The 13737-nt window shown below is 69.4% G+C and carries 14 protein-coding genes; 7 read left to right on the top strand and 7 right to left on the bottom strand.

Going from position 1 to position 13737, the window contains the following annotated elements:
• Nucleotides 1–86: 86 nt before the first annotated feature.
• The 6 genes from ABTX24_RS20945 (at nt 87) to ABTX24_RS20920 (ending at nt 7361) form a co-directional block, all read left to right on the top strand.
• Nucleotides 87–602 (top strand): (2Fe-2S)-binding protein, encoded by a 516-nt coding sequence (locus ABTX24_RS20945; RefSeq protein ID WP_160026894.1) that lies wholly within the window; start codon nt 87–89, stop codon nt 600–602.
• Nucleotides 599–3076 (top strand): xanthine dehydrogenase family protein molybdopterin-binding subunit, encoded by a 2478-nt coding sequence (locus ABTX24_RS20940; RefSeq protein ID WP_350842296.1) that lies wholly within the window; start codon nt 599–601, stop codon nt 3074–3076. The genes ABTX24_RS20945 and ABTX24_RS20940 overlap by 4 nt, the downstream gene beginning before the upstream one ends.
• Nucleotides 3073–3927 carry an FAD binding domain-containing protein gene (locus ABTX24_RS20935; protein ID WP_350842294.1) on the top strand — a complete coding sequence of 285 codons (855 nt, stop codon included), beginning with the start codon at nt 3073–3075 and terminating at the stop codon, nt 3925–3927. The genes ABTX24_RS20940 and ABTX24_RS20935 overlap by 4 nt, the downstream gene beginning before the upstream one ends.
• Before the next feature lie 3 nt (nt 3928–3930).
• Nucleotides 3931–4620 carry an SRPBCC family protein gene (locus ABTX24_RS20930; RefSeq protein WP_350842292.1) on the top strand — a complete coding sequence of 230 codons (690 nt, stop codon included), beginning with the start codon at nt 3931–3933 and terminating at the stop codon, nt 4618–4620.
• A gap of 126 nt (nt 4621–4746) precedes the next feature.
• The gene (locus tag ABTX24_RS20925) at nt 4747–6228 is read left to right on the top strand and encodes a flavin-containing monooxygenase (RefSeq protein WP_350842290.1); all 1482 of its coding nucleotides are present in this window, start codon (nt 4747–4749) and stop codon (nt 6226–6228) included.
• Nucleotides 6229–6392: 164 nt separating this feature from the next.
• The gene (locus tag ABTX24_RS20920) at nt 6393–7361 is read left to right on the top strand and encodes an AraC family transcriptional regulator (RefSeq protein ID WP_350842288.1); all 969 of its coding nucleotides are present in this window, start codon (nt 6393–6395) and stop codon (nt 7359–7361) included.
• A gap of 3 nt (nt 7362–7364) precedes the next feature.
• On the opposite strand, the gene ABTX24_RS20915 is transcribed toward ABTX24_RS20920, so the two are convergent.
• From ABTX24_RS20915 to ABTX24_RS20890, 6 genes are read right to left on the bottom strand one after another with little or no spacing between them, the layout of a single operon-like run.
• Entirely contained in the window at nt 7365–8096 is a 732-nt protein-coding gene (locus ABTX24_RS20915; RefSeq protein WP_350842286.1) for a tetratricopeptide repeat protein, read from the bottom strand.
• Entirely contained in the window at nt 8093–8995 is a 903-nt protein-coding gene (locus ABTX24_RS20910; RefSeq protein WP_350842284.1) for a vWA domain-containing protein, read from the bottom strand. Before ABTX24_RS20910 ends, ABTX24_RS20915 begins: the two co-directional genes overlap by 4 nt.
• Nucleotides 8992–10065 carry a VWA domain-containing protein gene (locus ABTX24_RS20905; protein ID WP_350842283.1) on the bottom strand — a complete coding sequence of 358 codons (1074 nt, stop codon included), beginning with the start codon at nt 10063–10065 and terminating at the stop codon, nt 8992–8994. Before ABTX24_RS20905 ends, ABTX24_RS20910 begins: the two co-directional genes overlap by 4 nt.
• Nucleotides 10056–10559, bottom strand: coding sequence for a hypothetical protein (locus ABTX24_RS20900; RefSeq protein ID WP_350842281.1), 504 nt, complete (start codon nt 10557–10559; stop codon nt 10056–10058). The genes ABTX24_RS20905 and ABTX24_RS20900 overlap by 10 nt, the downstream gene beginning before the upstream one ends.
• Entirely contained in the window at nt 10546–11433 is an 888-nt protein-coding gene (locus ABTX24_RS20895) for a DUF58 domain-containing protein (protein ID WP_350842279.1), read from the bottom strand. Before ABTX24_RS20895 ends, ABTX24_RS20900 begins: the two co-directional genes overlap by 14 nt.
• A 25-nt stretch (nt 11434–11458) precedes the next feature.
• Complete coding sequence (locus ABTX24_RS20890) at nt 11459–12472, bottom strand: AAA family ATPase (RefSeq protein ID WP_201451222.1); 1014 nt, start codon at nt 12470–12472, stop codon at nt 11459–11461.
• A gap of 188 nt (nt 12473–12660) precedes the next feature.
• Between ABTX24_RS20890 and ABTX24_RS20885 the strand changes: the two genes are divergently transcribed.
• Nucleotides 12661–13098, top strand: a complete 438-nt coding sequence (locus ABTX24_RS20885) for a hypothetical protein (RefSeq protein WP_350842277.1) — start codon at nt 12661–12663, stop codon at nt 13096–13098.
• A gap of 12 nt (nt 13099–13110) precedes the next feature.
• On the opposite strand, the gene ABTX24_RS20880 is transcribed toward ABTX24_RS20885, so the two are convergent.
• A complete protein-coding gene (locus ABTX24_RS20880) occupies nt 13111–13722 on the bottom strand; it encodes an alpha-ketoglutarate-dependent dioxygenase AlkB (protein ID WP_160026920.1) in 612 nt (203 codons plus the stop codon).
• Nucleotides 13723–13737 lie beyond the last annotated feature (15 nt).

Genomic DNA, 13737 nt, shown 5'->3' with positions numbered 1-13737 from the left:
CAACCGACGCCCAACCCTGCGCGTCCTAGTGTGATCTGGCCCACACAGCTTTCCACTAGAACAGTGACGTCTGGCAGGGAGACAACATGGCCCGGATCAGCATGCGCGTCGACGGTATGAAGGTCACCGACGACGTCGAACCACGAACGCTGCTCGTGCAGTACCTTCGCGAAGGACTCGGCAAGACCGGCACGGTGATCGGTTGCGACACCAGCAACTGCGGCGCCTGCACGGTCCATCTCGACGGCGACTCGGTGAAGTCGTGCAACGTGCTCGCGGTCCAGGCCGACGGATGCGAGGTGACCACGATCGAGGGCCTCGCCGACACGGTCGAGAGCGACCTCCACCCGGTCCAGGAGGCGTTCCGTGAGTGCCACGGCCTGCAGTGCGGATTCTGCACGCCGGGCATGATCATGCAGTCCGTCGACCTGCTCAAGCGCAACCCGCAGCCCAGCGAGGAAGAGATCCGTGAGGGCATCGAGGGCAACCTGTGTCGCTGCACGGGCTACCACAACATCGTCCGCGCGGTGCAGTACGCCAGCGGCCACCTGGCCACGGCTGCCGGCCCCAAGGGCGCGACCGAGGAGGTGGACGCGCTGTGACCGCCGTAGAAGCTCGTCCGGAGCAGACCAACGAGATCGGCCGCGACCGCCGCCGCAAGGAGGACGCGCGCCTGATCACGGGACGGACGCGCTGGACCGACAACATCAACCTGCCCGGGATGCTGCACCTCGCGATGGTGCGCAGCCCGTTCGCGCACGCGCGGATCACCGGCATCGACACCAGCGCCGCGGAGGAGTCCGAGGGTGTGGTGACCGTGCTGGCCGCCAAGGACTTCGACGAGAGCCTCGGCGTCTGCATCAACGCCTGGCCGATCACGCCCGACCAGAAGACGCCGGCCCACCCGCCGGTCGCCACCGACCGGGTCACCTTCGCCGGTGAGATCGTCGCGGTCGTGGCCGCCCGCTCAGCGGCCGCGGCCCGGGACGCCGCCGAGATGGTCGAGGTCGACTACGAGGAGCTCCCCGCGGTCGTCTCCCTCGAGGAGGCGGTCAAGGACGAGGTGCTCGCGCACCCCGACCTCGGCACCAACAAGTCCGCCCTGTGGGTCTTCGACAGCGCCCAGGCCGGCACCGGCGGCAGCGTCGACGAGGCGATCGCCTCCGCGAAGAGCGACGGGATCGTCATCGAGCGCACCTACCGCCAGCAGCGGCTGATCCCGGCGTTCATGGAGCCCCGCAGCGTGGTGTGCGACCCGACCGGTGAGCAGATCACGGTGTGGAGCGCCACCCAGATCCCGCACATCCTGCGGTTCGCGTTCGCCGCGACCACGGGCGTGCCCGAGTCGAAGATCCGGGTGATCGCGCCCGACGTCGGCGGCGGCTTCGGCGGCAAGCTCCAGCAGACGCCGGAGGAGATGATCGTCTTCGCGATGGCTCGCCGGCTCGGCAAGCCGGTGAAGTACACCGAGACCCGCTCCGAGTCGCTGCTCTCCGCTCACCACGGGCGAGACCAGATCCAGAAGCTGACCCTCTCGGCCACCAAGGACGGCCAGGTCACCGGCCTCAAGGTCGAGCTCGACGCCAACCTGGGGGCGTACGTCGCCATCGTCGGCGGCGGTGTCCCGGTCCTCGGCGCCTTCATGTTCAACGCGATCTACAAGTTCCCGGCCTACCAGTTCAACTGCCAGACGGTGTTCACCAACACCACCTGGACCGACGCCTACCGCGGCGCGGGGCGGCCGGAGGCGACGTACGCCATCGAGCGGCTGATGGACGAGCTGGCCGCCGAGGTCGGGGTCGACCCGCTCGAGATCCGGGAGAAGAACTGGATCAAGCACGAGGAGTTCCCGTTCACGACCATCGCCGGTCTGACCTACGACTCCGGGAACTACGAGGCGGCGACCGCCAAGGCGAAGGAGATGTTCGGCTACGACGCGCTCCGGGCCGAGCAGGCCGAGCGCCGCGCCAACAACGACCCGGTCCAGCTCGGTATCGGCATCTCCACCTTCACCGAGATGTGCGGCCTGGCTCCGTCCCGAGTCCTCGGCAGCCTCGACTACGGAGCCGGCGGCTGGGAGCACGCCCAGGTGCGACTGACGCCCACCGGCAAGGTCGAGGTCATCACCGGGGCCAGCGCCCACGGCCAGGGCCACGAGACCGCGTTCAGCCAGATCGTGGCGGACCGTCTCGGGGTGGCCTTCGAGGACGTCGAGGTGCTCCACGGCGACACCCAGATCGCGGCCAAGGGCTACGACACCTACGGGTCCAGGTCGCTGGTCGTGGGCGGGGAGGCGCTCGTGCGGGCTGCCGACAAGGTGCTCGAGAAGGCCAAGCCGATCGCGGCCCACCTGCTCGAGGCGAGCGTCGACGACATGGAGTTCACCGGCGGCAGGTGGACGGTGCGCGGCACCGACCAGGGCATGTCCATCGGCGAGCTGTCCACGGCGGTCTTCGCCGCGCACAACCTGCCCGACGGGGTCGAGGCCAACCTCGACTCCGAGGCCACCTTCGACCCGGAGAACTTCAACTTCCCGCACGGGACCCACCTGTGCGCGATGGAGGTCGACACCGAGACCGGCCAGGTGAAGATGCGGAAGTACGTCTGCTGCGACGACATCGGCAACATCATCAACCCGCTCATCGTCGCAGGTCAGGTGCACGGTGGCCTGGTCCAGGGCATCGCTCAGGCGCTGTGGGAGGACGCGGTCTACGACGACGCCGGGACCCTGGTGTCGGGCTCGTTCGTGGACTACCTGCTGCCGACGGCCGCCGACACGATCAGCTTCGACATCGACCACACCACCTCGCCCGCCACCACCAACACGCTCGGCACCAAGGGCGTCGGTGAGGCCGGCACGATCGCCTCCACGCCCGCCGTGGTCAACGCGGTCGTCGACGCGCTGCGCCCGCTGGGCGTGCACGACGTGACCATGCCCTGCACGCCGGAACGGGTGTGGCGGGCGATCAACGAGGGCTCGTCCGGTGGCGAGACCACCGGCGCGGCCGCAGCACACTTCGATCCGTCGACGGGCATGTCCGGGAACGTCGACCGCACGGAAGGAGAGGTCCAGTGATTCCCGCATCGTTCGACTACGTCGCCCCGACCACGGTCGAGGAGGCGCTGGCCGCCCTCGCGCAGTACGGCGACGAGGCCAAGATCATCGCCGGCGGACAGAGCCTGCTGCCGGTGCTGAGGATGCGCCTCAACGCTCCGGAGTGGGTCATCGACCTCGGTCGTATCGACTCGCTCCGCGGCGTACGCGACGAGGGTGAGTCGATCTTCGTCGGCGCCATGACGCGCCACTGTGACGTCGCGGCCGATCCTCTGGTCGCCGAGCACGCGGCCCTGGTCGCTCGTGCCACGGCGACGGTCGCCGACGAGCAGGTACGCCACCGCGGCACGTTCGGTGGCGCGCTCGCCCACGCCGACCCGGCGGGCGACCTCGGAGCCCCGGCCCTGGCCCTGGACGCCGAGTTCGTCATCGCCGGGCCGGCCGGGGAGCGGGTCGTCCCAGGTGCCGAGTTCTTCCAGGGGCTCTTCGACACGGCCGTCTCCGAGGACGAGCTGCTCATCGGCGTACGCATCCCGAAGCACACCGGATGGACGGCCCACTACGAGAAGTTCGTCCGGGTCGCCCACCAGTGGCCGATCTGCGCGGTCGGCGCGACCCTCAAGGTCTCCGGCGGGGTGATCGAGGGCGCGGCGATCGGTCTCACCAACATGGGCTCCACTCCGTTGCGTGCCGCCGGCGTCGAGCAGGCGCTGGTCGGCCAGCAGGCCACCGAGGAGGTCGTACGCAACGCCGCGGCCCTGGCCGCGGACGGCGCCGAGCCGCCCTCCGACCTCAACGGTGACGCCGACTACCGGCGTCATCTGGTCACGGTGCTGACCCGGCGCGCGATCACGAAGGCCCTCGGGGGCTGAGGCGTGGACCTGACGCACGAGTTCACGGTTCCGACCTCGGTCGAGGAGACCTGGAACAGCTTCCTGGACATCGGCTCGCTCGCCGAGTGCTTCCCGGGAGCCCAGGTCACCTCGGCCGAGGGCGACACCTTCACCGGCACGGTGAAGGTCAAGCTCGGCCCGATCGCCATGGTCTACGCCGGCTCCGGCACGTTCGTCGAGAAGGACGAGGCCGCTCGCCGCCTGGTCGTCGAGGCCAAGGGGCGGGACAAGCGCGGCAACGGCACCGCCGGTGCCAACGCGACCTTGACCATGGCCCCGGAGGGCACCGGCACGAAGGTCGAGATCGTCACCGACCTCGCCGTCACCGGAAAGCCCGCCCAGTTCGGGCGCGGGGTGATGCAGGACGTCTCCGACAAGCTTCTCGGCCAGTTCGTCGCGTGCCTGGAGCAGAAGTCGGCCCCGGCTGCGCCGGAGCCGCCTGCTGTGGAGGAGCCGTCGGGCGAAGGGATCGCTGAGCCCGCGAAGCCTGCGCCGACAGCTGAGTCGCCCGCACCGCAGGCACCGAGGCACGCGGCGACCAAGCAGCCCGAGGCACTCGATCTGGGTGCGACGGTCGTACCGGTGCTGATCAAGAACTACGGCAGGAAGATCGCCGTCGGGGTGGCCGTGATCGCGGCGGTGGTGATCGTCTACAGGCTCCTGCGGGGCTGAGGCCGGTCTGCGCTACGAATCCGTCGCGCAAACCGGATACCTCTCGCGCACCGTGGATAGCGGAGCGCTACGCGACCTCTCTAGCGTTTTGCGTACGCAGACCCTGCTGCGAGAGGAAACAGAAAAGTGAAGATCGCGGTCATCGGTGCCGGGTTCGCGGGCGTTGCCTCGGCGAAGGTGCTCACCGAGCTCGGTCATGACGTCACCGTCTACGAGAAGGCCCCGGATGTCGGCGGCGTCTGGAGCCGGACCCGTCGTTACCCGGGCCTGACGACGCAGAACAACAAGGACTCCTACACGCTCTCGGACCTGAGGATGCCGAAGGTGTTCCCCGAGTGGCTCAGCGGCGAGCAGGTGCAGAGCTACCTCGAGATGTACGTCGAGAAGTTCGAGCTCGCCCCGATGATCAAGCTCTCCACCGAGGTGCGGAGTGCCCAGCCGGCTGGAGGGGGCGGCTGGGACATCACCTTGGCGGGTGACGACGGCGAGACGACCGAGCATCACGACCATCTGGTCGTGGCCAGCGGCGTCTTCTCGGAGCCGTTCGCCCCCGCGTACGACGGGGTCGACGAGCTGGAGGCCGCCGGAGGCAAGATCCTCGCGGCGAGCGAGCTGCACGACCTGGAGACCGTCAACGGCAAGCACGTCCTGGTCGTCGGCTACGGGAAGTCGGCCTGCGACGTCGCCGTCGAGATCGCCAAGGAGGCGGCCTCGACCACCGTGGTCGCGCGCCAGCTGCTGTGGAAGATGCCCCGCAAGATCAAGGGCGTCCTCAACTACAAGATGCTGCTGCTCACCCGCCTGGGGGAGGGGCTGTTCCCCTACCAGAGCATCCGCGGGGCCGAGAAGGCCCTGCACGCGGGGGGCTCGAAGATGGCCGGGTCGATGGTCGGCAGCGTCGAGTCGGTCACCACCAGCCAGCTCAAGCTGAAGAAGCTCGGGCTGCTGCCCAAGGGCCAGTTCACCGACATCGCCCGCTCGACGGTCTCGCTGGCCACCGAGGGCTTCTTCGAGGGCGTCGAGGCCGGGGACATCGCCGTCGAGCGTGACACCGAGATCGCCGCCTTCGTGACCAAGGACGGCAAGCCGTACGCCGAGCTCGCCAACGGGCGCGCGGTTCCCGCCGACGTCGTGGTGACCGCGACCGGGTTCAAGCAGGAGCTCCCGTTCTTCTCCGAGGAGATCCAGGACCAGCTCACCGACGACAACGGCGACTACCAGCTCTACCGCCAGATCCTGCCGCTGAGCGTGAAGGACCTGACCTTCGCCGGCTACAACTCCTCGTTCTTCTCGCCGCTCTCGGCCGAGATGAGCGCCGTCTGGATCGGCTCGCACCTCGGTGGCGGTCACGAGGTTCCGCCCGCGGAGGAGATGGAGGCCCATGTCACCGCGCGGCTGGCCTGGATGCGGGAGCGCACCGACGGCCACCACGCCCGCGGCACCAACATCATCCCGTTCTCGATGCACAACATCGACGAGGTTCTCGGTGACGTCGGCATCGACGTCAGCAAGCGGGTCAAAGCAGTGCAGTGGCTGCTGCCGATCGACCCGAAGGCGTACGCCTCCATCACTCCCAGGCTCGTGGAGAAGCTGGCAGCGAGGAGCTAGTACGGCGAGATGCCGGTTACTCCAGGGTGGGACCGGCATCTCGTTCGGGACCGGGGCAGGACCTCGGCTGGGACCTTAGACAGTGATTGCGCCGTGTTCGCGTTGACGCGGCGCCGGCTCCGCTACGCTCTTCGGTCAATCGAGCCACGCGCCAGGAGCCTCCATTGCCCCGTCCCCTGCTGGGCCGCCACACGGTTGTCGCCACCACTGACGTGGACCAGGCCAGAGAAGCCGTGGCCGAACGATTCTGTGCTCACTACCTGGCGCTGACCAAGGCCGGCTCCCACCTCGACATGGTGCACAACGCCGCGCCGCTGGGTGAGGACGTGATGCTCAACTACATGCGCTACGGCGACGAGGTGCGGATCACTCCCGGCACCTTCGACGACTTCTACCTGATCCAGCTCCCGCTGGCCGGCACCGCCAAGGTCAAGGTGGGGGAGCACGTCGTCCTCGCCGACCGCACTCGCGCCTCGATCGGCTCGCCGACCGAACCGGTCGACATGCTCTGGTCCGACGGCTGCGAGAAGCTGCAGGTGTACATCCGCCGCAGCGCCGTCGAGGAGGCGGCCGCAGGCATCGGCGGCTCCGGGCCGGTGGTCTTCGACCCCACGCTCGACCTCGGCCGGCCCGAGGTGCGCGACTGGCTGAAGATGGTGCGGCTGGCCTACGACAACGTCGAGGCCGGGGGCACGCTGATGAGCTCCCCGCTGGTGGCCGCGCCCTACGAGCAGGCGCTCATCGGGGGACTGCTGACGATCCAGGCCAACACGTCCCTGGAGATCGTCTCCGAGACCGGATCCTCCACCATCTCCCGGGCCGTACGCATGGCCGTGGACCTCCTCGAGGCCCACCCCGAGCGCCCCTGGAAGGTCGCCGAGCTGGCCCAGAAGGTCGGCGTCTCCACCCGCACGCTGCAGGAGGCGTTCCAGCGCGACCTCGACACCACTCCGCTGGAGTACTGGCGTCGTACCCGGCTGGACCGTGCCCACTCGGATCTGCTCGCCGCCGACGCGACCGCCACCTCGGTCACCGCCGTGGCCGCCCAATGGGGCTTCTTCCACCTCGGACGGTTCTCCCAGGCGTACCGGGCACAGTTCCAGGAGCTCCCGTCTCAGACGCTCATGCGCTGAGCGTCACCACTGGGGTTCGTCGCTGAACCCGCCGTAGTCGTCCAGGTCGGCGTCGTCGCGGCGGTAGGCCTCGCCGTCGCCGTTGCGCCGGTCGAGCTTGTCCTCCTTCTCGTCCTGGTTCTGCGGCTCCTCGGGCGGGTCTTCCTGCTCGTTGGGCTTGATCCGCACCTTCGGGGTCAGCTTCTCCTTCAGGCGCTCCTCGACGGACTCGCCCTGCTGGGACTGCTCGGGGCCCTGGCCGGCGTCGGTGGGGCAGTCGCCCTCCTTCAGCGTGGCCAGAGCGTCCTCGTAGGCCGCCTTCGCGCCGGCCTGGTTGCCGGCGTCCCGGGCACGGTCGCCGATCGCTTCCTGGGTCAGTGACATGTTGATGCGTACGGTGCACTCGTGGTCCTCGGGCACGCGCTCCAGCGCCTCGCCGTAGTAGGCGACCGCGCGGGCGTTCTCGCCGAGCAGGAAGGCCGCGTTGCCGGCGTCGAAGTGAGCGATCCACGGCTGCAGGAAGTTGAGGTCGCGGTTGGCCGAGTAGTGCTCCATCGCGGTCGCGGCGTCGCGTACGTCCCAGGCGTCCCGGCCACCGCGGTCGTGGTGACCCATCAGGATCACCTTCCCCAGGAAGGCGAGGCCGATGACCACCGGCACGATCCCGGCGAGGAGCAGCGCGCGCCGCACCTGCTCGCGAGGGGTGCGTAGCGGTTGCGGCTCGGTCGAGTCGACAGGCGTCTCGGTGACGGTCACGACAGCACCTCCTCGGCCTCGTGCGCACGGCGGCGATGGCCCCACAGCTCCCACAGCAAGAGTGCCAGGAGCGGGAAGCCGAAGAGCCAAGCCCGGGACGTCTCGCCGCCGGCGGAGGTCTCCTCGGTGAGCATCTCGGAGTCCCAGGTCGAGGCCTCCGTTGTGACCTCCTTGGTCTCCTTCGTCGTGCGGTGAAGGGTCTGAAGACCCATCTGACCTGCGATCTCGCGCAGGTTGGCGATGTCGATCCGGGACCGGGCGTCCTGGCCGTCGCCGTCCTTGAGGTAGCCATCCTGGGGACGTTCGTCGTCCCACGGCATCCGGCCGCCCTCCTCGGTGCCGTAGCCGAGCACCACACCGCCGGCCGAGAGGTCGTCGACCTCGGCGAACGACTGCTGGTCGACGCCCCCACGGGTGTTCTCGCCGTCGGAGGCGAACACCACGATCCGGCGCCGCTCGGGGTATCGCTCCTGGTCACGCTCCAGGGCCTCGATCATTTCGTCGCGCGGAGCGTCGACCATCGAGCCCGACCCGTCGAAGGCCCGCTCGGCGTAGAGACCGTCGACCCAGGCGTTGAAAGCTGTCGTGTCGTAGGTGAACGGCATCTCGGTGCGGACGACCTCGCCACCGAAGGTGATCGCGCCGAACCGCACGGAGGGCAGGGCCGCGGAGAGCGCCTTGAGGTCTTTCTTGAGCTGCGTCATCCGGGCCTCGCCGCCGGGTGCGTCCTCGGCGACCATCGACCGTGTCCGGTCGACCACGACGAGAACATCGAGATCTGCCGTACGCATCTCGGCCGGCGCCGCGCCCCAGCTCGGGCGCACCAGGACGACGACGGTGAGCAGGACGATCAGCGCGCGGCGTACGAGCGTCAGTATCTGCCATCCCGATGCACTCATCGGGCCACCTCGCTCGGTGGCCGGGTCTGTCGGGGCAACGAGCCTCCCGCCTGCCGGGGTGCCGGGCCCGGGGACAGCCGCCCGGAGCGGACCAGGGCGTAGACCCACCCGGCGATCAGCATGAGGACCCCGAGGACGATCGTCGCGATCGGCCAGCCGGGAGCGTCGCGGATCTGGTACTTCGGCGGCTCGACGACCTCGTCGGCGGAGAGCCGGTCGATGCCGGCCAGGATCGAATCGATCGAACCGTCGTCACCGAGCAGCGAGAAGGTGCCGCCGGTGTCGGTCATCGCCTTGTCGAAGGTGGCGCGCTTGTCCTCCTGGAAGCTGAGGTCGGCGGAGCCGATGCCGTAGAGCTGGACGTCGCGCTCCTTGGCGAACTCGGTGGCCTCGGGCAGCGTGTAGACCGGCGGGCCGCCCTGAGGATCGTTGTCGGAGGCGACGATGACCGCCCGGCCACGCTCGGAGTTGGACAGGTCGAAGCGCTTGACGCAGGAGACGATCCCGTCGCTGATCAGGCTCGCCCGCTCCTTGCCGAGATAGGTTCCGGCGACGTACTCCTGGTCGCCGAGCGCGAAGGCCCGGCCGGCCCGCGCCAGCTCGTCCTGCACCCAGCCGTAGTCGTCGGTGAGCGGGAAGACGGTGACCGCGGCGTCGCTCCACAGCACGAGGCTGACCCGCTCGCCGTTGAGGCCGGCGACGAGCCGGGAGTAGGCCTGGGTGACCTCGGTGTCCTCGTCGAACATCGAGGTCGAGGCGTCCAGGCAGAGCACGATGTCGCGGGTGGAGTAGCGGTTCTGGGTGATGTCGGTGGTCTGCGGCCGGGCGATCAGCCAGATGCACCCGATCACCGCGAGCGCGATCCCCGCGGTCTGCCACCACGACAGCCACCGCTGCTGGGTCGCGAGCTCACGGAACCGGGGGAGCCGCTTGAGGCGCTCGGTGTGGGCGACGAGCACCGCGTCGGCCGGGCGGCGATGCACCCGGGCGGCGAAGACGACGATCGCGGCGATCGCGATGATGGTGAGGACCAGCACGATCGCGCCGAGGACGGGCCATCTCAGATCCATGTCGTCACCACCTGACGGGCACGGTTCAGCGCCTCGGGGAAGCGCTCGGCAGCCTTGCCCTCCTCCTCGGAGGCGAAGGCGGGCGGGTACATCACCTCGACGGCCATCGCCAGCGGGCGGGTGCGAGGGTCGCTGCGTACGGTCGCCTTCAGGTCGGCGAGGACCATCTTGTCGGCCGGGATCTGGCTGACCTCGGCGACGTAGTCGCGCACGGTGCGGCTCAGGTGCTGGTGGCCGACTCGCGCCGGGACGTCACCACGGTGCACCGCCCGCTCGATCCGGTCGATCTCGGCGAGGTGCTCGGCACGGAAGTCACGAGGCGCGGGCACCCAGGGCGTCTCGACCTCGACGACCGGGCGGCGCTTGCGGGTCAGCAGGATGACCGCGAGGTAGTAGAGCGCCACCGCGGCGAGCACCGCGAGCGCGAGCACCAGCCACCAGCCCGAGTGGGCCAGCGGCTGCTGGAACTCCTCGGGGACGCTACCGGCGCGCATGACGGTGCCTCTCCAGGAGATGGAAGACCGCGCCGATGGCGGTGGCGTCGTCCTGGACCCGCTGGTAGGCGATGCCCAGACGGTCCAGGGTGCCGCGCAGGCCGTGCTCCTCGGCAGCGGCCAGCTCGGCGTACTGCGCCTGGAGGACCGCGTCGCCGGTGAGCCATCCCGGCAGGGCGGAGACGGTGTCGACGTCGACGGTCGGTGCGCCGCCGGGCACGGCCGTGGTGGGGTCGAGGTCGTCGATGCCGGCGACCAGGACCTCGTGCTGGACGGTGAGACGGCGCAGGACCGCGGCCATCTCGTCGCTGACCGAGTGCTCGTCGGTGACGACGAGCAGGATCGCGCGGCGGCGTACGTTGGTGGCGATGTGGCGCAGCACGGCGACGATGTCGGCCTCGGCGGAGTCGGGGGTGATGGCCTCGTGGGCCTGCCCGAGCGCCCGCTCGAGCGCGACCTCGGTGTCCGCGGACTTGGTGAGCTTCTGGGTCTCCGAGTCGCCGTAGGCGACCGCGACCTTGTCGCCGTGGCGTACGCCCAGCCAGCCGACCAGGCCCGCGGTGAAGATCGCCAGCTCACGCTTGGTCGTGGTGCCGGTCGCCTGGGCCGCCATGCTCCGGCCGGTGGAGATCGCCAGCAGCACCAGATGCTGGCGCTCGGCGGTGAATCGCTTGACCAGCAGGCTCCGGGACCGGGCCGTCGCCTTCCAGTCGATGTCCTTGACGTCGTCGCCGGGGACGTACTCCCTCAGGTCGTGGAAGTCCATGCTGCGACCGGTCTGGACGCTGGCGTACTCCCCGTCGAGCAGGCCCAGGACCTTGCGGTGGGCATGGATCATCAACCGCGTGCGGATCCGGGGAAGGTACGTCGCCATTCTGTGCCTGACTTCCTGGCGCCACTCAGGGGCTCGGGACAGCGCGGACCAGCGCGTCGACCAGCATCTCGGGCTGGACCTTCTCGGCCAGCGCCTCGAAGCTGAGGTGGAGCCGGTGGCGCAGGATGCTGTGGCGCAGCTCGCGCACGTCCTCGGGAGTGACGTACGAGCGTCCGAGCAGCAGCGCCGCCGCGCGCGACGCCTGCAGGAACGCGATCGAGGCACGCGGGGACGCGCCGATCTCGACGTAGGAACCCGTCTCCGGCCCGAGGAGCTGGCGGGCGTTGCGGGTCGCCTGGACGAGAGCGACGATGTAGCGCTTGATCGCCGGGTCGACGTAGACGCGCTTGGTCAGGTCTTGGAGCCAGATCACGTCGTCGGGGTCGGCGACCGGGCGGGTCACCTCGTGGTCGGGGCCGAGCGTGCCGGCCTCGATGCGCTCGAGGACGACGAGCTCCTCGGCGTCGCTGGGATAGTTGACGATCTCCTTGAGCAGGAACCGGTCCATCTGCGCGTGCGGGAGGACGTAGGTGCCCTCCTCCTCGATCGGGTTCTGCGTGGCGAGCACCATGAACGGGCGCGGCAGCGGGTGGATGTGGCCCGCGATGCTCGTCTGGCGCTCCTGCATCGCCTCGAGCATGGCGCTCTGCGTCTTGGCGGAGCTTCGGTTGATCTCGTCCAGCAGCACGAAGTTGGCGTGCACCGGGCCGAGCTGGGTCTCGAACTCGTGGTTGCGCTGGTCGTAGACCTGGGTGCCGATGATGTCGCTCGGCAGGAGGTCGGGGGTGCACTGGATCCTGGAGAACTGCGCCTTGACGGTCTGGCTCAGCGTGCTCGCGGCCAGCGTCTTGGCCAGCCCGGGAACGCTCTCGAGCAACACGTGACCCTCGGAGAGCAGCGCGATCAGCAGCGCCGTCCTGAGCCGCTCCTGGCCGACCACACGGCTGCTGAAGGCGGTGCTGACCCGCCCGACGATCTCCTTCGCCCTGGCGATCTCCTCAGCGGACGGCGGGGCGATGGGTGGTGCGGTGGTGGTCAAGGCGGCTCCAGAGGCGTCGGCTGTCAGTCCCATCCTTTCCTACCAGCGTACGGAACGCATCTGGGACCCACCTCGGGACGGTTGAGACGGGTGCTGGGGCGGGCTTCGAGGTACGGGAACGGTACGGGTTCGAGGCGAGTGTGGGACCGACCACGATGGGCCGCAAGACTCCCTCAGAAAGGTTCACCGTGCCCCACCTCTCCACCCGGCTACGAGTCATGCTCGTGGCCTTTGCCCTGGTTGCCGGACTCGCGCCGATCGGTGTTGCCGTCGCAACCAAGCCGGTCCCCGCTGAAGCAGGTCCGATCCGGATCGACCTCGCGGCGATCGAGTCGGACACCGCCTCCTTGAGATACCAGCGGAACTACCTCGCCAGGCACCGAACCTGGCGGGCGTGGTCGCCGCGGCTCGCGGACGTGAGCAGCCGGTTCAACTCGATCGAGGCACAGTTGATGGGGCAGGCGAGGACCGCCGTGGCGTCGTACGAGGCGGCCTTCCTGACCCGCGCGAGAGGTCACAGGTACGTCAGTGCGATCAGGGTCCTCGACTCGTTCATCAGCAGGATGGATGCCGCGATCGACAACTACCGGCGCACCGGGGTGCTCGCGATGCGACCCTTCGGCTGATCCCGGCGGAACTCAGAAGACGTTGCGCGGGCGGAACTGGACCGAGATCCGCGGGCCGGCGGAGGCGACCTTGGGGATGGCGTGCTCCCAGGTGCGCTGGCAGGAGCCGCCCATGACGACGAGGTCGCCGTGGCCCATCTGGATGCTCATGCCCTTGCCTCCGCCGTGGGGGCGTAGCGCGAGGCGGCGGGGGTCGCCGACGGAGACGATCGCGACCATCGTGTCGTCGGTGCGGCCCCGGCCGATCTTGTCGCCGTGCCAGGCGACCGAATCGTGGCCGTTGCGGTAGTAGCAGCACCCCGCGGTCACGAACGGCTCGCCCAGCTCGGGCAGGTAGTGGGCGGTGAGGCGCCCGCGGGCTTCGGCGAGACGAGGGTGGGGGAGCGGGTCGCCCTGCAGATAGGTGTGCAGGAGCCGGGGCACGTCGACGACGCGGTCGTACATCTGCCGGCGCTCCTCGCGCCACGGGACGTCGCTGACCAGCGCCGCGAAGACGTCGTCGGGATCGGGCAGCCAGCCGCGGGCGATGTCCACCCAGGCGCCGCGGTCCAGGTGGATCCGCTCGTAGGTCGTCTCGGTGGTCTCGTCGTCTGTGGGGGCGAAGAGTGTTCCCTGGAAGTCCACCCCTTCACCATACCT

Origin of the sequence: Nocardioides sp. NPDC127514, assembly GCF_040302125.1 — a bacterium.
Lineage (GTDB): Bacteria > Actinomycetota > Actinomycetes > Propionibacteriales > Nocardioidaceae > Nocardioides.
This window is presented reverse-complemented; position numbering and strand designations above follow the sequence as displayed.